Annotated in this window: 18 protein-coding genes; 3 read left to right on the top strand and 15 right to left on the bottom strand. The window is 69.9% G+C overall.

The genetic code is table 11. The features are described from left to right. Positions 1 to 235, top strand: a 235-nt coding sequence (locus ASG71_RS17035; RefSeq protein ID WP_235564128.1) for a hypothetical protein, incomplete at its 5' end; no start/stop codon positions are given. 222 nt (positions 236 to 457) lie between these two features. Here ASG71_RS17035 and tyrS read toward each other — a convergent pair. From tyrS to ASG71_RS15085, 5 genes are all read right to left on the bottom strand, one after another. Next, on the bottom strand, positions 458 to 1,771 hold the full coding sequence (gene tyrS / locus ASG71_RS15105) for a tyrosine--tRNA ligase (protein ID WP_056740738.1): 1,314 nt from the start codon (positions 1,769 to 1,771) through the stop codon (positions 458 to 460). A 93-nt stretch (positions 1,772 to 1,864) separates the two neighbouring features. Continuing rightward, complete coding sequence (locus ASG71_RS15100; RefSeq protein WP_056740736.1) at positions 1,865 to 4,093, bottom strand: HelD family protein; 2,229 nt, start codon at positions 4,091 to 4,093, stop codon at positions 1,865 to 1,867. A 131-nt stretch (positions 4,094 to 4,224) separates the two neighbouring features. Next, positions 4,225 to 4,788, bottom strand: coding sequence for an adenine phosphoribosyltransferase (locus ASG71_RS15095; RefSeq protein WP_056740734.1), 564 nt, complete (start codon positions 4,786 to 4,788; stop codon positions 4,225 to 4,227). 66 nt (positions 4,789 to 4,854) lie between these two features. After that, positions 4,855 to 5,421, bottom strand: a complete 567-nt coding sequence (locus ASG71_RS15090; protein WP_056740732.1) for a hypothetical protein — start codon at positions 5,419 to 5,421, stop codon at positions 4,855 to 4,857. Between the two features lie 26 nt (positions 5,422 to 5,447). Beyond that, entirely contained in the window at positions 5,448 to 6,092 is a 645-nt protein-coding gene (locus ASG71_RS15085; RefSeq protein ID WP_056740729.1) for a DNA-3-methyladenine glycosylase, read from the bottom strand. A 101-nt stretch (positions 6,093 to 6,193) separates the two neighbouring features. Between ASG71_RS15085 and ASG71_RS15080 the strand changes: the two genes are divergently transcribed. Then, positions 6,194 to 7,792 (top strand): DNA-3-methyladenine glycosylase 2 family protein, encoded by a 1,599-nt coding sequence (locus tag ASG71_RS15080; RefSeq protein ID WP_056740727.1) that lies wholly within the window; start codon positions 6,194 to 6,196, stop codon positions 7,790 to 7,792. Then, positions 7,789 to 8,304 carry a methylated-DNA--[protein]-cysteine S-methyltransferase gene (locus ASG71_RS15075; RefSeq protein ID WP_056740722.1) on the top strand — a complete coding sequence of 172 codons (516 nt, stop codon included), beginning with the start codon at positions 7,789 to 7,791 and terminating at the stop codon, positions 8,302 to 8,304. The genes ASG71_RS15080 and ASG71_RS15075 overlap by 4 nt, the downstream gene beginning before the upstream one ends. Positions 8,305 to 8,358: 54 nt before the next feature. Here the strand turns inward: ASG71_RS15075 and ASG71_RS15070 are convergent, their stop codons facing one another. The 10 genes from ASG71_RS15070 to argC all read right to left on the bottom strand — a co-directional run bounded on the left by ASG71_RS15070 (position 8,359) and on the right by argC (position 18,430). Next, entirely contained in the window at positions 8,359 to 9,099 is a 741-nt protein-coding gene (locus ASG71_RS15070) for a maleylpyruvate isomerase family mycothiol-dependent enzyme (RefSeq protein WP_056740721.1), read from the bottom strand. A 37-nt stretch (positions 9,100 to 9,136) separates the two neighbouring features. Then, complete coding sequence (locus tag ASG71_RS15065) at positions 9,137 to 9,688, bottom strand: pyridoxal 5'-phosphate synthase (RefSeq protein WP_056740719.1); 552 nt, start codon at positions 9,686 to 9,688, stop codon at positions 9,137 to 9,139. A 104-nt stretch (positions 9,689 to 9,792) separates the two neighbouring features. After that, positions 9,793 to 11,229 (bottom strand): argininosuccinate lyase, encoded by a 1,437-nt coding sequence (gene argH, locus ASG71_RS15060; protein ID WP_056740717.1) that lies wholly within the window; start codon positions 11,227 to 11,229, stop codon positions 9,793 to 9,795. 5 nt (positions 11,230 to 11,234) lie between these two features. Beyond that, on the bottom strand, positions 11,235 to 12,440 hold the full coding sequence (locus ASG71_RS15055; protein ID WP_056740715.1) for an argininosuccinate synthase: 1,206 nt from the start codon (positions 12,438 to 12,440) through the stop codon (positions 11,235 to 11,237). A gap of 45 nt (positions 12,441 to 12,485) precedes the next feature. Continuing rightward, positions 12,486 to 13,016, bottom strand: coding sequence for an arginine repressor (locus tag ASG71_RS15050; RefSeq protein WP_056740713.1), 531 nt, complete (start codon positions 13,014 to 13,016; stop codon positions 12,486 to 12,488). Next, positions 13,016 to 14,005, bottom strand: a complete 990-nt coding sequence (argF, locus tag ASG71_RS15045) for an ornithine carbamoyltransferase (RefSeq protein ID WP_414826679.1) — start codon at positions 14,003 to 14,005, stop codon at positions 13,016 to 13,018. The genes ASG71_RS15050 and argF overlap by 1 nt, the downstream gene beginning before the upstream one ends. Further along, positions 14,002 to 15,288, bottom strand: a complete 1,287-nt coding sequence (locus ASG71_RS15040; protein ID WP_056740706.1) for an acetylornithine transaminase — start codon at positions 15,286 to 15,288, stop codon at positions 14,002 to 14,004. The genes argF and ASG71_RS15040 overlap by 4 nt, the downstream gene beginning before the upstream one ends. Next, positions 15,285 to 16,214 carry an acetylglutamate kinase gene (gene argB / locus ASG71_RS15035; protein ID WP_056740704.1) on the bottom strand — a complete coding sequence of 310 codons (930 nt, stop codon included), beginning with the start codon at positions 16,212 to 16,214 and terminating at the stop codon, positions 15,285 to 15,287. The genes ASG71_RS15040 and argB overlap by 4 nt, the downstream gene beginning before the upstream one ends. A gap of 21 nt (positions 16,215 to 16,235) precedes the next feature. Further along, entirely contained in the window at positions 16,236 to 17,402 is a 1,167-nt protein-coding gene (gene argJ, locus ASG71_RS15030; protein WP_056740702.1) for a bifunctional glutamate N-acetyltransferase/amino-acid acetyltransferase ArgJ, read from the bottom strand. Beyond that, complete coding sequence (gene argC / locus ASG71_RS15025; RefSeq protein WP_056740700.1) at positions 17,399 to 18,430, bottom strand: N-acetyl-gamma-glutamyl-phosphate reductase; 1,032 nt, start codon at positions 18,428 to 18,430, stop codon at positions 17,399 to 17,401. The genes argJ and argC overlap by 4 nt, the downstream gene beginning before the upstream one ends. Positions 18,431 to 18,497: the final 67 nt, after the last annotated feature.

Genomic DNA, 18,497 nt, shown 5'->3' with positions numbered 1-18,497 from the left:
CATGCCATCCACGGGGTGGACAACACAGCCAAAACAACCAATCAATAAAACAATTGGTATCAACAAACTTGGCACACTATTGAGTTCTCAAACAACAGACACATTCGAATACTTCCCGAAACGATCCGTAAAACCGGATTTATTTGTTTCGCATTTCTTCGCTGCGATGTATTTATCGTATTCTATTCATTTCCACTTTGCAAACCCGGAATTTCTCCAGGAATTCACCTTGTAGAAGCGATTCCGCCCAGCATAAATCCAAACAATTTCGCTTCCCTGCGCTGGGCGCAGGAAGAATTGCTTGACTTTGTTGGGGGTTTGTCACCACTCAGCGGCGGCGACTCAGAAAACATTACACGCTCCCCTCCGGCCGTGCAAATCGGGCGGAGAGGAGCGTGCTGGAAGACCTCTGCCCGCGGCCCAGGCCGCGGGCAAAGCCCAGATCTTGCCCGCGCGGCTAGGCCCCGGAGACCTCGACGGTGGCGAGGTTCTTCTTGCCGCGGCGCAGCAGCAGATACCGTCCGTGCAGCAGGTCGGCGGCAGCGATCACAGCATCAGGATCAACGACCTTGACGTTGTTGACGTACGCACCGCCCTCCCCCACCGTCCGCCGGGCCGCCGACTTGCTGTCCGAGAGGCCGGTGGCAACGAGCAGATCGATGATGCCGAGGGAGGACGCGTCGACCTTTGCGGAGGGAAGCTCCGCCGTCGCCGCCTGAAGGCTGTCCATGTCCAGGCCGGCCAGGTCGCCGCCGCCAAACACTGCAGCCGAGGCAGCGATGACTTTTTCGGTCGCGTCCACCCCGTGCACCAGCGAGGTCACCTCGTAGGCGAGCCTGCGCTGTCCCTCGCGGGCAAAGGGACGCTCGGCAACGGAGGCCTCGAGCGCTTCGATCTCGGCGCGGCTGAGGAAGGTGAACACCTTGAGCCGGGCGGCGACGTCGGCGTCGGCGGTGTTGAGCCAGAACTGGTAGAACGCGTAGGGGCTGCACATGTCGGCATCCAGCCAGATTGCGTTGCCCTCGCTCTTGCCAAACTTGGTTCCGTCAGAATTCGTGATCAGCGGGGTGCCCAGGGCGTGGACATGCTTGCCCTCCACCTTGCGGATCAGATCGGTGCCGCTGGTGAGGTTGCCCCACTGGTCGGAGCCGCCGGTCTGCAGCACGCAGCCGTAGTCGCGGAACAGCTGCAGGTAGTCCATGCCCTGCAGGATCTGGTAGCTGAACTCGGTGTAGCTGATGCCCTCGTCGGAGTTCAGCCGGGTGGCGACGATGTCCTTCTTGATCATCGTGCCGACGCGGAAGTGCTTGCCGATGCCACGCAGGAAGTCGATGGCGCTCAGCGGCGCCGTCCAGTCGAGGTTATTCACCATCCGGGCAGCGTTCTCCCCCTCGAAGCTGAGGAAGCGCTGGACCTGGCCCTGCAGGCGGCCGACCCATTCGGCCACGGTTTCAGGGGTGTTCAGTACCCGCTCCGCGGTCTGCCGGGGGTCGCCGATAAGACCGGTTGAACCGCCCACCAGGCCAAGGGGCTTGTGGCCTGCCAGCTGGATCCGGCGCATGAGCAGCAGCTGGACCAGGTTGCCCAGGTGGAGGCTGGGAGCGGTGGGATCAAAGCCGCAGTAGTACGTGATGGGGTCGCCGGCGAGCAGCTTCTCCAGCTCCGCCTCATCCGTCGAGACGTGGACGAGGCCGCGCCATTTCAGCTCTTGCCAGATGTTGGCGAAGCCGGGGTCGTTCTGCTGGGACTGAAGATCATTTAGCTGGGACACGGAATCAAAGGTAGCAGGATCGCCGGGGCCCCACGGCCCCGCTCCAACTCGTGACGGCAGCCCGTGCCGCCGCCAGTGGGGCGGGGCCGGGCCCTACTCCTCGATGCCGGCCGGGACCGGCGCCGACGCGATCAGGCGCAGGCGCTGGGTGGGGCGGGTCATGGCCACGTAGAGGTCTCCCACCCGGCCGTGTTCGTGGTTGAGCATGGCGGCGGGTTCGAGCACCACCACGCCGTCGAACTCCAGCCCCTTGGCCTCGCGCGGGCTGATCACGACGATGTCCTGCTCGTAGCTGCCGGCGCCCGTGCCCACGCGGTGTCCATAGGCACGGCGCAGCGCTGTGGTCGCTTCCGGCAGCAGCGCGCCGTCGGCAATCACGGCCAGGAGACCGCCGTCGAGCGCGTCCAGCTCTTCCGGCAGCACCTCGAGCAGCCGCTCCACCAGGGCCCCGGACTCGACGCGGTCGATCACGGGCGACCAGCGGCCCTCGCGGACGGCCTTGGGAGCGGAGACGACCAGACCCGCGGCGTTGGCCATCCGGGCCGCGGCCTCGGCGATCTGCGACGGGGTGCGGTAGTTCACCGTGAGCTCTTCGAGCTGCCAGCGGTCGCCGAACATCGGGGCGAGGGCGCTCTGCCAGGACTTGGCCCCGGCCACGGAGCTGGTCTGCGCGATGTCGCCCACGATTGTGAAGGACTTCAGCGGGCAGCGGCGGACCAGCAGGCGCCACTGCATCGGCGAAAGCTCCTGCGCCTCGTCGACCACGATGTGGCCGAACGCCCAGGTGCGGTCGCTCGTGGCGCGCTCGGCTGCGGTCAGCCGCGCCTCGCGTTCCTGGTTGTGCTCGGCGAGTTCCTCGGCCGTGAACAGGGCGTCAACCCCGGCTGCTTCCATGTTGACCAGGGTCTGCTTGGCGTTGGCCAGGTCCCGGGCGCGGTCCTGTTCCTGCTGGACCAGCCCGCGGCCAGCGGCCGGGTCCAGTTCGCCGAGCAGTTCGGCGGCCTCGTCAAGCAGCGGCACGTCGGCTTCGGTCCAGGGCGATCCGGCAGGCCGGAGCAGCAACTCCCGTTCGGCGTCGCTGAGGTGCGGGGTACAGGCCTCGAGGATGGCCGGCTTGCTCAGCAACTCCCCCACCAGCTTCTCCGGGGTCATCGGCATCCAGCACAGGTTCAGGGCCACGCGCACGTCCCGTGCCGAGCGGACGTCCTCGGCGAGGTACGAGCGGTCGGCGTTGTTGCCGATGTTGCCGGCTACGACCAGCTCGGTCATCTGTTCGGTGAGTTCGCGCAGGAGGATCTTGACGAAGGAGACCCGTGCCTCGTTGTGCGGCTTGCCGGTCGCGCGTGCCTTTTCCCGTGCCCGGCGTACCTGCCGCGGGGTCAGGACCAGCTTGCGGCCGTCGACTTCAAGGATGCGGTTCTCGGCCGGGATGCGCTGGCGGTTGGCGACGGCGTTGGCCACCACCTCGGCCATGTCGAGCCGGCCCTTGATGGCGGCGACATCGGCGTCGTCCTCGGCGACGGCGTGGATGCCGGGCATCAGCCGGCCAAGGCTGGCCATCACGACGCCGGTCTCGCCCAGGGACGGCAGGACGCGCTCGATGTAGTTCATGAAGGACGAGGACGGTCCCACCAGCAGCACGCCGGCGGTCTTGAGCCGGTCGCGGTGCGTGTAGAGCAGGTAGGCGGCGCGGTGCAGGGCGACGGCGGTCTTGCCGGTGCCCGGGCCGCCCTGGACCACGAGGGCCCCGGAGATGGAGGAGCGGATGATCCGGTCCTGTTCGGACTGGATGGTGCCGACGATGTCGGACATCCGGCCGGTGCGCTTGGAGTTCAGGGCCGCGAGCAGCGCACCCTCGCCCTGCAGGGAATCACCGTCGGCGAGCATGTCGGCGTCGAGCACGTCGTCCTCGATCGCTTTGACCTCGCGGCCCTGCAGGATCAGGTGCCGGCGGCGGCGGACGCCCTGCCGGTCGAAGGCGGTGGCCTGGTAGAAGTGGCCGGCCTCGGGAGCGCGCCAGTCGACCATCAGCCGCTGCAGGTCCTCGGTGGTCAGGCCGATGCGGCCGATGTACTGCGCCTCGCCGGAGTCGAGGTCGAGGCGGCCGAAGACCAGGCGGTCGTCGACGGCGTCGAGCTGCGCGAGCCGGTCCTCGTAGAGGGCCGCGAACGCGTCCCGTTCGGAGACGTTCTGCATGGTGCCGACCGCTCCCGCGCGGCGGACCTGGGCCAGCTGGGCGCGCTTCTCCGCCCGCAGCTCATCCAGCCGGGCATACAGTCCGGCCACATAGTCGCGTTCATGGGCCAAATCAGCGTCGTGCATCGAACGTTCCCCTATCGAAAAAGACAGACCAACCATTCTACAACCATTTCGGCGAACGCTCCCGAAAGATGTCAGGTTTTTGCGGCCCCGCATTTTTCAGGCATTCTACCGATGCGCGCGCCGGGCCCCGCCTACACGCCGAGCAGGGAGTGGACGTGGTGTCCGGACAGTGCCGCGCGGCCGCCCAGTCCGTCCAGTTCCATCACGACGCCCACCCCGGCGACCTTGACGCCGCAGCGTTCGAAGAGCCGGGCGGCCGCGTCCAGGGTGCCGCCGGTGGCGAGAACGTCGTCGAGAATGAGCACCCGGGTGCCGGGGGCAAGGTCCGAGGTGTGCAGTTCGAGGGTGGCGGTGCCGTACTCAAGGGCGTAGTCCTCCGACACGACGGCGCGCGGCAGCTTGCCGGCCTTCCGTACCGTGACGACGCCGGTGTCCGTGGCGTACGCGGCCGCGGCGGCCAGCAGGAACCCGCGGGCCTCCACGCCGGCGACGGCGTCGAACTGGCCCAGGAACGGGGCGACGAGCGCGTCCACGATTGCCTTCAGCGCGGCGCCGTCGGCAAAGACCGGGGTCAGGTCCTTGAACACAATTCCCGGTTTGGGGTAGTCCGGGACGGTGGCGCACAGGCTGGCGATGAGCTCGCTGACCGGGAGGGTGCCGGGTGTCTGGGAAAGATCCTGCTCGCGTTGTTTCACCCGTCAATCTTACCGGCTGGTAACGGGCCCGGGGCCTGGCGGTGCGAGGCCGGAGCCGTCCCGGGGTCAGCCGGGAGGCCGCAGGAGCCCGCGGGCGAAGCCGTCCCGGACGACCTCCAGCGCCCGTGACAGTGCACGTTCGGCTTCAAAGCGGCCGGCCAGCGCGGCCTCGAGCCGGCCACGGTCGCCGGCCCAGCCGGAGCGGTGGAAGCGGTCGGCGTCGCCATGCAGCAGCCGGCCGTAGAGGACGTCCTCGAAGCGGTCAGGGCCGGCGGCGACGGGCTCCGACGCGGCGTGCTGTCGGCCCTGCACCATTTCCGGCGTGAAGAGGCGCTCGATTTCGTCCGCGCCGTCGGCGAGCCGGCGGTCCGAGGAGACGTTGCAGCGGCGCAGCGCCCGGACGACCAGCTTGAGCGAGACATGTTCGTCGCGGACGATGAACTTGCGCAGCAGGGCGGCCCGGAAAAGGTCCACCCAGTGGCGCTGTTCGTCGTCGACGGCGGTCGTGTCCGCGCCCGCTGCGCCGGCGGGCGGGAACAGCGCCGCCATCCGGAAGTACTCCCCGGCGAGCTGCTCGAAGATCTCCAGCCGTTCAAGCTCGCCGCGCGGCTTGCCCCGTTTGCCCTCGCCCATGGGATCCTTCCTGCGCACCCTCCGGGCTACTGCCGCGCCCGGGTCTTTGCGGCCTTGTACCGGGAGACGGTGGGATCGCCGGTGAGCCAGAAGCGCCACGGGTAGTCGTCGCTGCCGCCGGCCCCGGAGACACCCACGCGCGGCCCGGAGCTGACGGCCGGCGCCGGGTGCGCCGGAAGTTCCAGCCGGAAGGGCGCGGCCAGCACGTCGCGGCCGCTGTCCGCCGTCGTCAGTCCCAGCGCGGTGGCCAGGCGCGCGGGACCGCTGGCCAGGTCCTTCGGCGCTTTCGACGTCGGCCGGCGCGAGGAGGCCAGGTCGCCGCCGGCCACGACTTCCCCGGCGCGCAGCAGCAGGGCCGACGCCACGCCGTCGGGACCGCACACGATGTTCGCGCAGTGGTGCATGCCGTAGGTGAAGTAGACATAAAGATGGCCGGCGGGGCCGAACATCGGGGCGTTCCGCCGGGTCTGGCCGCGGAAGGTGTGCGAGCCGGGATCCGGGTGCAGCGAATCCTCCGGACCGAGGTAGGCCTCCACCTCCGTGATCCGCACCGCTACCGGGCCGCCGCGTCCCTCATGGGTCAGCACCGCCCCAAGCAGGCGCGGGGCGACCGTGCGGGGGTCCCCGGACAGCAGCGCGCGCAGCGCTTCGGGGGCCGCGGAGGAATCCATGGTTCGACTTTAACAAACCCGCCCGGGCCGGGCCTCCCAGCGGCCACGGCCGTGTCCGATTTCCGCTAGCCCGGCCCGGGCGGGGCTGGCAGGATGGACCCATGGACTTTTGGCAGCGCTACCGGGCGATCGATGCCCGGGATCCCCGGTTCGACGGGCAGTTCTATACCGCTGTCCGCACCACCGGCATCTATTGCCGTCCGTCCTGCCCGGCGCGTACCCCCAAGGCCGGGAATGTCACCTTCTACGAGACCTCGGCTGCGGCGCACGACGCCGGGTACCGCGCGTGTAAGCGCTGCCTGCCCGAGGCGGTGCCGGGCACGCCGGCGTGGAATGTCCGCTCGGATATCGCCGGCCGGGCCATGCGGCTGATCAACGACGGCGTCATCAACCGCGAGGGGGTCGCGGGGCTCGCGGCCCGGCTGGGCTATTCGGCGCGGCAGCTGAACCGGATCCTCAGCCATGAACTCGGGGCCGGGCCGCTGTCGCTGGCGAGGGCCAGCCGCGCCCAGACCGCCCGGACCCTGCTGGTGTCCACGCCGATGAAGGCCGCCGACATCGCCTTCGCCGCGGGTTTCAGCAGCGTCCGCCAGTTCAACGAGACAATCGCCGAGGTCTTCGCCATGACCCCGTCGGAGCTGCGGGCCACGGCCCGGCGCGCTCCGGCACCCCGGACCGCGGCGGCCTCCACCGCACTGGCCTTGAACCTTCCATACCGGGCGCCGTTCGACCCTGGCGTCTTCGACTTCCTGGCTGTGCGCGCCATCCCGGGCATCGAGGAGGGAACCTCCACCTCCTACGCCCGGACCCTCAGGCTGGCCCACGGTGACGCGCGTTTCCGGGTGGACTACGACCCGGCCGCACCTGGACACCCGCTGCGGCTCAGCATCGGGGCGGTCGACCTCCGTGACCTGGCCTCACTGCTGAGCCGGGTGCGCCGCCTGCTGGATCTGGACGCCGACCCGGTGGCCATCGACGCCGCCTTGGCCGGCGATCCGCGGCTTGCCGCCAGCGTCGCGGCGGTCCCCGGAATGCGGATGCCCGGGGCCGTGGATCCGCAGGAGCTGCTGATCCGCGCCATGATCGGCCAGCAGATCACCGTGGCAGCGGCCCGCACAGCCCTGACCGAGCTCTCCGCCTGCGGCAGCGACAACATGGTTCCCGCGGACGGCCTGCACCGGCTCTTCCCGACGCCGGCCCAGATCGCGGAGTCAGGCCACCAGTTGCTCCGCGGACCGCGGCGGCGGATCGACTCGATCCGCGGGGCCGCCGCAGCGATGGCCGGCGGTACCCTCGACTTTGGCTACGGCGACGACCTTGCCGGGCTGGAGGCGAAGCTCCTGCCGCTGGCCGGCGTCGGCCCCTGGACCGTGGGATACCTTGCGATGCGGGTGATCGGCGCTCCGGATGTCTTCCTGGCCAACGACGCGGCCGTGCGGAACGGCATCCGCGCCCTTGGCCCGGGCCCGGGCGCCGTGAACTTCCGGGACGCCGCAGGCACTCCCCCGGCACCGGCCTCCCCCGAGGCAGTACCCGCTGCGCTCTCCCCCGGTTCGTTGTCTCCCGGCCCGTTCTCCCCCGATTTCCGGGAGGTCAGCCCCTGGCGCTCCTACGCCACCATGCACCTCTGGCGCGCGGCGGCGGCCACTCAGGCCGCGGCCCGCTCCAGGATCCCAGCCACAAAGAAAGTAACGACATGACGGCCCAGCTTTTGACCCTGTCCACCCCGGACGGCCCGTTCACCATCATCGCCCGCGACGGCGCGGTCCTGGCCTCGGGCTGGACCGCCGTCGCCGGTGAGCTCACCGGCCAGATCCACCCCGACCTGCTGCCCCGGGCGTACGAAACCGTGGCGGAGCTGCCCGGCATCTCGGCCGCCGTCGAAGAGTTCTACGCCGGCAACCCGGCCGCCGCGATGGCCGTGCCGGTGCTGCAGAAATCGGGCCCGTTCCGCAGCCATGCGTGGGACATGCTCCGGACCGTGGCCGCCGGCAGCCCGGTGACCTACACCGAGTACGCCGCGCTCTCCGGCAACGCCAGGGCAGTCCGGGCCGCGGCCAGTGCGTGCGCGTTCAATGCGGCGGCCCTGTTCGTGCCGTGCCACCGCGTGATCCGCACGGACGGGAGCCTGGGAGGGTTCCGCTGGGGCCTGCCGATCAAACAGAGCCTGCTGGAACGCGAACGGCAGCTCGCTCCCGCGGCGCGGGCCTAAGCGGGCCTGAGCCTTCGGCCGGTTTTTCGGCGAGCGTTCCGGCGGGCTGGCCGGCTAGTTCGTCACCGGCACACCGGCCGGCCACGGCAGCAGCGCCGGGAGGTCGACGCCGTCGGCCGCTGCGGTGGCGCGGAGGCTTCCCAGGGTGGGTGTGCGTCCGGCCAGCCACGCCGCAATGTCGGTGAGCATGCCGTTGACCACGGTGGTGCGGCCGCCCGTGGCACCGAGCGCGACGGAGGGCAGCCCGAGCGGTTGCAGCACGAACCGTTCCCCGTCAGGCACGCGGGCGGCCAGGAACGTGAAGAGGTTTTCGCAGAACGGCCGGCTCCAGGTTTCCGGGCCGCGGCCGGTGCCGAGGTCGGTCGCGTGGATCGTCAGCTCGCGCCACAGCGCAAGGCCGCCGTCGTACACGACGCCGTCGCGGAAGGTGATGCGCGCCTGCCAGCCTGCCTCATCGAGGGAACCGAACGCGGCCAGCGCACGGCCGAGGGCGTCGGCCAGGGCGGCCCGGTGCTCGTCGGCGTCGTGGCCGGCGGCCAGCTCGATGGCCCGGTTGCGGCCTTCGTAGCCGCCGTCGTAGAGCTCGATACTTTCGCCGCGTCCGGAGTACTCGACCTGCCGGGCCATGGCGTTGGCGATGCCGCACACGTGGGCCAGGACGTGCCCGCGGGTCCAGCCGGGCAGTTCCGACGCCGCCGCGACCTCCTGGTCGCTCAGTTTGGCGGCGATTCCGGTCACGACGTCGGCGGCGCGGCGGAGTTCCTCCAGCAGGTCTTCGGGGGTGATAGAAGTCATGGCGCCCATCCTAACCGAGCGGCTGGATTAACCGTGGTTAACTGGGCTGCGCCGCCCCGGCCCCGTCCGTCTGCGGTCCGTAACGGTGCCGGATGTGCCGTCGGTCGTGCCGGGCCTGCCAGAATTCAAGCTCGCGCGGCCGCAAGGCATACAGCTGCCAGGCTGGATTGGTGCTGCCGTCGGCGCCCGGCCTGTCGCGCCAGTCGGCGGCGGAGGCCTCCGCGGAGAGCTCGACGACGTCGCCGGCCACGCGGACCTGGCGGCCCAGCGGCTGCCAGAAGAAGTTCAGCGCGGCGTGCGGATTCGCGGTGAGCTCCTGGCCCTTGCGCGATTCGCGGGAGGTGGCGAAGTGCCAGCCGTCGCCGTCGATGTCCTTGAGGATCAGCATCCGGGCGGACGGGCGGCCCTCCGCGTCGGCCGTGGCCAGGCTGCAGGCGTTCGGCTGCGGCACCCCGGCGGCGAGGGCCTCGTTCAGCCACTGCCGGAAGAGCTCGGCGGGGTTCCTGGGCGCCGTCTCCGGGTCGAAGTCCGGGAGCTCGGCCGGGAAATCGGGCAGGGCGCGCAGCATGCGCCGGAACGATTCGCTCATGACCCCCACCTTAACCGCCGCGAGATGACACTTCGCGGCAATGTCAATGAAAAACACTGCCGCGAAGTGTCATCTCGCGTGCGCGCAGGGAAGCGTCCGGGTGGTTAGCCGGCGTAAGATCGTACGCCTTCCAGTTCCGCTTCGAGGGCAACGAGCTGGCGCTCGACGGCTGCCGGTGCGGTGCCGCCCTGCGAGTTCCGGCTGTTGAGCGACCCTTCGGTGGAGAGCACGGTGCGGACCTCCGGGGTCAGGTGCTCCGAGATGGCCGCGTATTCCTCGTCGGTCAGGTCCCAGATTTCGACGTCGCGGCTTTCGGCCTGCTTCACCGCGGCGCCGGAGAGCTCGTGCGCCTCGCGGAACGGCACGCCCTGGCGGACCAGCCATTCGGCGATGTCCGTGGCCAGCGCAAAGCCCTGCGGGGCCAGGGATTCCATCCGCTCAGTGTTGAACTTCAGCGTCGCGATCATGCCGGACACGGCCGGGAGCAGCAGCTCCAGGGTGTCGGCGGCGTCGAAGACCGGTTCCTTGTCCTCCTGCAGGTCGCGGTTGTACGCCAGCGGCAGGCCCTTGAGCGTGGCCAGCAGCCCGGTGAGGTCGCCGATCAGCCGGCCGGCCTTGCCGCGGGCCAGTTCGGCCACGTCCGGGTTTTTCTTCTGCGGCATGATCGAGGATCCGGTGGAGTAGGAATCGTGCAGCGTCACGAAGGAGAACTCCTTGGTGGCCCACAGGATCACCTCCTCCGAGACGCGGGACAGGTCCACGCCGATCATGGCCGAGACCCACGCGAACTCGGCGAAGACATCGCGGGAGGCGGTGCCGTCGATCGAGTTGTGCGTGGCCGAGAAGAACCCCAGGTCCGCCGCGACGGCTTCCGGGTCCAGACCGAGCGAAGACCCGGCCAGGGCGCCGGAGCCGTAGGGCGAGACCCCGGCGCGCTTGTCCCAGTCGGCCAGCCGCTGCACATCGCGCAGCAGCGCCCAGGCGTGGGCCAGCAGGTGGTGGCTGAGCAGGACCGGCTGGGCGTGCTGCAAGTGGGTGCGGCCGGGCATGGCGATGCCCTGGTGTGCCTTCGCCTGCCCGACCAACGCGTCGATCGTGGCGAGCACGCCGCGGGCGATGATCCGGGCGTGGTCGCGCAGGAACATCCGGCCCAGGGTGGCAACCTGGTCGTTGCGGGACCGGCCGGCGCGGAGCTTGCCGCCCAGCTGGGGGCCGGCTCGTTCGATCAGGCCGCGCTCCAGCGAACCGTGCACGTCCTCGTCGGACTCGGCCGGGGTGTAGGCGCCGGAGGCGACGTCACCATCCAGCCGGTCCAGGGCGTCCAGCATGCCCGCCAGCTCGGCGTCGTCCAGCAGCCCGGCCCGGTGCAGCACGCGGGCGTGCGCCTTGGACCCGGCAATGTCGTAGCGGGCCAGCCGCCAGTCAAAATGCGTGGACTTGCTCAGCGCGGCGAGGGCGTCCGCGGGGCCGCCGGCGAACCGGCCGCCCCACAGCGCACCCTTATTCGTTGCGTCAGCCTTAGCGGTTTCGGACTCAGCCACGCGGGTTACTTTCCTGCGACGCGGATGTCGCGGCCGGAGGCAACCTTGGCGGACATGCCCCACAGCTCGATGAAGCCGCGCGCCATCGACTGGTCGAACGTGTCGCCGGTGTCGTAGGTGGCGAGGTCGAAGTCGTAGAGCGAGGTCTCGGAGCGGCGGCCGTTGACGATCGCTTGGCCGCCGTGCAGGACCATGCGGATGTCGCCGGAGACGTACTTCTGGGTGTCTTCGATGAAGGCGTCCAGGGAGCGCTTCAGCGGGGAGAACCACTGGCCGTCGTAGACCAGCTCGGACCAGCGCTGGCCGACCGTGGCCTTGAACCGGGCCTGCTCGCGCTCGATGGTGATGTCTTCGAGGTGCTTGTGCGCGGTGATCAGCGCCATCGCGCCGGGTGCCTCGTAGATCTCGCGGGACTTGATGCCGACCAGACGGTCCTCGACGACGTCGATCCGGCCCACGCCCTGGGCGCCGGCGCGGCGGTTGAGCTCCTGGATGGCCTGCAGCGGGGTGACCTTGACGCCGTCGATCGCGACCGGGACGCCGGCTTCGAAGGAGATGGTGACTTCATCCGGGGCCGGCGGGAACTCCGGGGTGGCGGTGTAGTCGTAGATGTCCTTGGTGGGGGCGTTCCAGATGTCCTCGAGGTAGCCGGTCTCGACGGCGCGGCCCCAGACGTTCTGGTCGATCGAGTAGGGGTTCTTCTTGGTGGTCTCGATCGGCAGTCCCTTTTCCTCGGCGAAGGCGATGGCCTTGTCGCGGGTCAGGGCGAGGTCGCGGACCGGGGCGATGCACTTGAGGTCCGGGCCGAGGGTCTGGATGCCGACCTCGAAGCGGACCTGGTCGTTGCCCTTGCCGGTGCAGCCGTGGGCGACCGTGGTGGCGCCGAATTCGCGGGCAGCCTTGACCAGGTGCTTGACGATCACCGGGCGGGAGATCGCGGAAACCAGCGGGTAGTGGCCCTGGTAGAGGGCGTTGGCCTTCAGGGTGGGCATGCAGTACTCGTTGGCAAACTCGTCCGAGGCGTCGGCCACGTAGGCTTCGACGGCGCCGCAGCCCAGGGCGCGCTGCCGGATGGTCTCCAGCGATTCGCCGCCCTGTCCGACGTCGACCGCCACGGCGATGACCTCGGCGCCGGTTGCTTCGCCGATCCAGCCGATGGCTACGGAAGTATCGAGGCCACCGGAGTAGGCCAGCACAATACGCTCAGTCACTTCACATGCTCCTTAGTTGTAGGTCTTCAATCATCTGATGCAAATTTATTGGCCGGCTTCTTCTGCCAGCTGCAGGAAGCGGGCGGCGACGGCGGCGCCGCCGGCCGGGTCGCGGGTGACCAGCAGGACGGTGTCGTCCCCCGCGATGGTGCCCAGGATCGAGGGCATCACCGAGTGGTCGATCGCGAGGGCCAGGAAGTTCGCCGCGCCCGGCGGGGTGCGCAGCACCACGAGGTTGGCGGAGGCCTCGGCGGTGACCAGCAGTTCCCCGCACAGCCTGGCGAGCCGGGCGTCGAGGATTTCCTGCGTCACGCCGCTCTTGGCCCCGCGTTCGCCGCCCTCCCCGGGAACCGCGTAGACCAGCACGCCCTCCTTGCCGCGGACCCGGACCGCGCCGAGTTCCACGAGGTCCCGGGAGAGCGTGGCCTGGGTGACCTGGACGCCGTCGTCCGCGAGCAGGGCCGCGAGTTCGGCCTGCGAGCGGACGGACTCGCCGGTGAGGATCGCGGTGATCCGTGCCTGCCGCGCCGTCTTGGTGGCCGGGCTGGCCCCCTGGGCGGCCGGCTGGACGGACATCAGTCCAGCCCGTCCACGACGGCGAGGCCGGAGCGGTGCATCAGCCAGGCCATCAGGGCTTTCTGGGCGTGCAGCCGGTTCTCGGCCTCGTCCCAGACCACAGACTGCGGGCCGTCGATCACACCGGCGGAGATCTCGTAGCCGCGGTAGGCGGGCAGGCAGTGCAGCACGACGGCGTCCGGCGCGGCGAGGGCCATCGCGTCCGCGTCCACGGAGTAGTCACGGAACAGCTGGAGCCGGGCTTCCTTCTCGTCCTCCTGACCCATCGACACCCACGTGTCGGTGGCGACGACGTCGGCCCCGCGCAGCGCCTCGGCGGCGTCGACAGTGACGAGCACCGAGCCGCCGGTCTGGGCAGCGCGCTCCTCGGCAGCGGCGATGATGTCCGCGGCCGGGAGGTAGCCCTCCGGGCCGGCGATGCGCACGTGCATGCCGGCGGTGACCCCGGCGAGCAGGTAGGAGTTGGCCATGTTGTTGGCCGCGTCGCCGAGGTAGCTCATGGTCAGGCCCGCCAGGTCCCCTTTGTGCTCCTTAACGGTCAGAAGGTCCGCGAGAAGCTGGCAGGGGTGGTAGTCATCGCACAGGGCGTTGATCACCGGGACACGGGAGTGCTCGGCCATCGCGACGAGGCCGGCGTGCGCGCCGGTCCGCCACACGATGGTGGAGACCATACGCTCGAGCACCTTGGCGGTGTCCTCGACCGATTCCTTGTGGCCGATCTGGGCCTCGCCCGGGTTGATGATGAGCGCGTTCCCGCCCATGTCCGCGATGCCGGTGGCGAAGGATACGCGGGTGCGGGTGGAGGTTTTATCGAAAATCACGGCCACGGTTTTGCGCCCGCTGGCCTCGGCGGCGAACGGCTGGACGCTGTACGGCGCGGCCTTCATCCGCACGGCGAGGTCCAGGACCTCGGCCTGCTCGGCCGGCGTGAGGTCCGTGTCCTTGAGGAAGTGGCGGGTGGTCACTGCGGTGGTCTCAGGGATGGTCACTGGGCGTCCTTTGCGGTCTGGAGGAGGGCGGGCAGCGCGGCGAGGAAGCTGTCGGCCTGCTCGGCCGTCAGGATCAGCGGCGGGGCGAGCCGGATGGTGCGCGGGCCGGGGCTGTTGATGATAAAGCCGGCGTCCAGGCCGGCGGTGACGACGGCGGGGGCGACGTCGGCGTCGAGGTCGAAGCCGATCAGCAGGCCCTCGCCGCGGACCTCGGTCACGCCGTCGATCCGTCCGAGGCCGGCGCGCAGGTGCTCCCCCACTTCGCGGACGTGGGCGAGCACGTGCTGGTTCTCGAGCACGTGCAGGGTGGCTAGGGCGGCGGCGGTGGCCACCGGGTTGCCGCCAAAGGTCGTCCCGTGCTGGCCGGCGGAGAGCAGGTTGGAGACCTCGGGGCCGAAGGTGAGCAGCGCGCCGATCGGGAAACCGCCGCCCAGGCCCTTGGCCAGGGTCACGGCGTCGGGCACGATTCCGGCGTCCTCGCTGGCCAGCCACTTGCCGGTCCGGCCGATGCCGGTCTGGACCTCGTCCAGGATCAGCAGCGCCCCGGCGGCGCTGGTGGCCTCCCGGGCGGCTTTGAGGTAGCCGGCGGGCAGCGGCCGGACGCCGGCCTCGCCCTGGATCGGTTCGAGGAAGACGGCGGCGGTGGTGTCGTCGATTGCGGCGCGCAGCGCGTCGATGTCGCCGAAGGGGACGTGCACGACGCCGCCGGGCAGCGGCGCGAACGGCGCCCGGTAGGCCTCCTTCGAGGTCAGCGCCAGGGCGCCCATGGTGCGGCCGTGGAAGGCGCCTTCGAGGGCGATGATCTTGGTGCGCGGCTGGGCTGCGCTGTCCTGGCCGGCTCCCGTGTTGCGCCGGGCCAGCTTGAACGCGGCCTCGACGGCCTCGGTGCCGGAGTTGGCGAAGAACACCTTGGACCCGGCCGGAGCCTTGGCAAGTTCCAGCAGCTTCTCGGCAAGGGCGATCTGGGTGGGGCTCGTGAAGAAGTTGGAGACGTGGCCCAGGGTGGCGAGCTGGCTGGCGATCACCGAGGTGACGAACGGGTGCGCGTGGCCCAGGGCGTTGACCGCGATGCCGCCGAGCAGGTCCAGGTATTCCTTGCCGTCGGCGTCCCAGACGAGGCAGCCGGCGCCGCGGACCAGGACGCGCTGCGGGGTGCCGAAGACGCCCAGCAGCGAGGAGGAGTAGCGGGAGAGCCACTGCGCGCCGGTGGCGTGCGAAGCGACGAGCTCGCCGACTGCCGAGTGATCGAGGTCCGCGGACTGTGCAGTTTCACTCTGGTTCATTTGCTTTCCTCATCGGGGACGACCTGGGTGCCGATGCCGGCGGTCGTAAAGGTTTCCAGCAGCATCGAGTGCGCCAGCCGGCCGTCGACGATGTGCGCGCGTTCGACGCCGTCGTCGATGGCCTTCAGGCAGGCCGCCATCTTCGGGATCATGCCGGATTCGAGCCGCGGCAGCAGCTCGCGCAGCTCCGAGGCGGTGAGCGAGGAAATCAGCGAGGACTTATCCGGCCAGTTGGCGTAGAGGCCCTCGACGTCGGTCAGGATGACCAGCTTGGAGGCGCCCAGGGCGGAGGCGACCGCCGCGGCAGCCGTGTCCGCGTTGACGTTCAGCACCTGCCCGGTGGTGGATCCGTCCGGGGCGATTTCCGGGGCGACGGTCGAGATCACCGGGATCCGGCCGGCGGCAACGATGTCCAGGATGCCTTCGGGGTTCACGCCGACGACCTCGCCGACGAGGCCCAGGTCCACTTCTTCGCCGTCGACGACGGTGCCGGTGCGGACGGCACGCAGCAGGCCGCCGTCTTCGCCGGACATCCCGACGGCGTAGGGGCCGTGGGAGTTGATCAGGCCGACGAGTTCGCGGCCCACCTGGCCGGTGAGGACCATCCGGACCACGTCCATCGCCTCGGGCGTGGTGACGCGCAGGCCGCCCTTGAACTCGGATTCGATCCCAAGCCGGCCGAGCATGGCGTTGATCTGCGGGCCGCCGCCGTGCACCACGACGGGGTGGATGCCGACGTGGTGCAGGAAGACCACGTCCTCGGCGAAGGCGCGGCGCAGCTCGTCGTTGACCATGGCGTTGCCGCCGTACTTGATCACCATGGTGGTTCCGGCGAAGCGCTGGATCCACGGCAGCGCCTCGATCAGGGTCCCGGCCTTGTCCTGGGCGTCGGACATGGAGGTGGTCTCGCGCGTCTGGGTGTTCATCGTCGTCCTTTCCGGACCGGCCTAACTGGAGTAGGCGCTGTTTTCGTGGACGTACTCGTGCGTTAGGTCGTTGGTCCAGATGGTCGCCTCGGCGGAGCCTGCCTGCAGGTCGATCTCGACGAGGACCTCGCGCGGTTCCAGGTCCACGAGGCTGCGGTCGTCGCCGATGCTGCCGTTGCGGCAGATCTGCACGCCGTTCATCGAGACGTTCAGCTGGTCGGGTTCGAAGGCGGCGTCGGTGGTGCCCACGGCGGACAGCACGCGGCCCCAGTTCGGGTCCTTGCCGAAGATGGCGGTCTTGAAGAGGTTGGAGCGGGCGACGGCCCGGCTGACCACTTCGGCGTCTTTTTCGCTCGCGGCGTTGAAGGTGCGGATGGCGATGTCGTGGCTGGCGCCCTCGGCGTCGCCGATCAGCTGGCGGGCCAGGTCCGCGCACACGCGGGTGAGGCCGGCGCCGAAGTCGGCGGCGGACGGCACGGCGCCCGAGGCGCCGGAGGCGAGCAGGACCACGGTGTCGTTGGTGGACATGCAGCCGTCCGAGTCGGCCCGGTCGAAGGTGACCCGGGTGGCGTCGCGGAGCGCGACGTCGAGCAGCTCGGGCTGGAGCTCCGCGTCCGTGGTGAGCACCACGAGCATGGTGGCAAGGCCCGGGGCGAGCATGCCGGCGCCCTTGGCCATGCCGCCGATGGTGAAGGCACGGCCCTCGGCGTCGGTGCCGGTGAACAGCGCCTGCTTGGACACGGAGTCGGTGGTCATGATCGCGGTGGCTGCCGCCGGGCCGCCGTCGGCGTCCAATTCCGCGGCGGCGACGCCGATCGCCGGGACCAGCTTGTCCATGGGGAGCTGCTCGCCGATCAGGCCGGTGGAGCAGACGAAGACGTCCGTCGCGGAGACGCCGAGAACCTCGGCGGTTTTTTCGGCGGTGGTGTGGGTGTTCTGGAAACCCTGGGGTCCGGTGCAGGCGTTGGCGCCGCCGGAGTTGAGGATCACGGCGTCCACCCGGCCGTCCTTGACCACTTCACGGGACCAGTGCACGGGCGCCGCAGCCACCCGGTTGGAGGTGAAGACGGCGGCGGCGGCCATGGCCGGGCCGTCGTTGACCACGAGGGCCAGGTCCGGGTTTCCGGAAGCCTTGAGTCCGGCTTTGACGCCGGCGGCGCGGAATCCCTTGGGGGCGGTGACGCTCACGGTGCGACTCCCTGCAGGTCGAGGCCGGCGGTTTCCGCCAGGCCGAGGGCGATGTTCATGGACTGCACGGCGCCGCCGGCGGTCCCCTTGGTGAGGTTGTCGATGGCGCAGGTGACGATGACCCGGCCGGAGTGGCTGTCGAGGGCCAGCTGCATCACGGCGTGGTTGGAGCCCTGCACGGATTTGGTGGCGGGCCACTGGCCTTCGGGCAGCAGGTGGACGAACGGTTCCTCGTCGTAGGCCTCGGACCAGGCGCGCCGCAGCTCGTCAGCGCTCACCCCGGGCCGGACCTTCGCGGTGGCCGTGGTGAGGATCCCGCGGCTCATCGGCGCGAGCGTGGGGGTGAAGGACACCGTGACCGGTGCGTTGAGCGCCCCGGACAGTCCCTGCTCGATTTCGGGGATGTGGCGGTGGCCGCCGCCGACGCCGTAGGGGCTCATCGAGCCCATGACTTCGGCGCCGATCAGGTTCACCTTTGCCGCCTTGCCGGCCCCGGAGGTGCCGGACGCGGAGACGATGACGACGTCGTCGGCCTCAAGCAGGTGGTTGCTGAAGCCCGGAGCGAGGGCCAGTAGCGCCGACGTCGGGTAGCAGCCGGGCACGGCGATGCGGGTGGCGCCGCGGAGGGCCTCGCGGCCGCCGGGCAGTTCGGGCAGGCCGTAGGGCCAGGTGCCGGCGTGCGGGGAGCCGTAGAACTTCTCCCACGCGGCGGAGTCCTCCAACCGGTGGTCCGCGCCGGCGTCGATCACGACGGTGCCGGCGGGCAGCTGCGCGGCGATCTCCGCGGAGGCTCCGTGCGGCAGGGCCAGGAAGACGACGTCGTGCCCGGCGAGGTTCTCCACCGTGGTGTCCTCGAGGATCCGGTCCGCCAAACCGTGGAGATGCGGCTGCAATTCCCCTAGTCTGGAACCGGCGTTGCTGTGCGCGGTGATGGCGCCGATCGTGACGTCGGGATGACCGGCCAGCAGCCTCAGCACCTCGCCGCCGGCGTAGCCGCTTGCACCGGAGACGGCAACAGAAATAGTCATGACAACGAGTGTACAGCAAGACTATGCATAGATTCCGATATTTATGCATGCATCTCCCCGCGCCTGT

Origin of the sequence: Arthrobacter sp. Soil763, assembly GCF_001428365.1 — a bacterium.
Classification (GTDB): domain Bacteria; phylum Actinomycetota; class Actinomycetes; order Actinomycetales; family Micrococcaceae; genus Arthrobacter.
The sequence above is the reverse complement of the archived record's forward strand: the minus strand, read 5'-3'. Positions and strand labels throughout refer to the sequence as shown.

Coding starts and splice junctions, on each gene's coding strand:
- argC (WP_056740700.1), bottom strand. CDS start 18,430: ATGACTATTTCTGTTGCCGTCTCCGGTGCAAGCGGCTACGCCGGCGGC.
- ASG71_RS15075 (WP_056740722.1), top strand. CDS start 7,789: ATGACGGCCCAGCTTTTGACCCTGTCCACCCCGGACGGCCCGTTCACC.
- ASG71_RS15040 (WP_056740706.1), bottom strand. CDS start 15,288: ATGAACCAGAGTGAAACTGCACAGTCCGCGGACCTCGATCACTCGGCA.
- ASG71_RS15050 (WP_056740713.1), bottom strand. CDS start 13,016: ATGTCCGTCCAGCCGGCCGCCCAGGGGGCCAGCCCGGCCACCAAGACG.
- argB (WP_056740704.1), bottom strand. CDS start 16,214: ATGAACACCCAGACGCGCGAGACCACCTCCATGTCCGACGCCCAGGAC.
- ASG71_RS15085 (WP_056740729.1), bottom strand. CDS start 6,092: ATGGATTCCTCCGCGGCCCCCGAAGCGCTGCGCGCGCTGCTGTCCGGG.
- ASG71_RS15100 (WP_056740736.1), bottom strand. CDS start 4,093: ATGCACGACGCTGATTTGGCCCATGAACGCGACTATGTGGCCGGACTG.
- ASG71_RS15070 (WP_056740721.1), bottom strand. CDS start 9,099: ATGACTTCTATCACCCCCGAAGACCTGCTGGAGGAACTCCGCCGCGCC.
- ASG71_RS15065 (WP_056740719.1), bottom strand. CDS start 9,688: ATGAGCGAATCGTTCCGGCGCATGCTGCGCGCCCTGCCCGATTTCCCG.
- ASG71_RS15090 (WP_056740732.1), bottom strand. CDS start 5,421: ATGGGCGAGGGCAAACGGGGCAAGCCGCGCGGCGAGCTTGAACGGCTG.
- ASG71_RS15080 (WP_056740727.1), top strand. CDS start 6,194: ATGGACTTTTGGCAGCGCTACCGGGCGATCGATGCCCGGGATCCCCGG.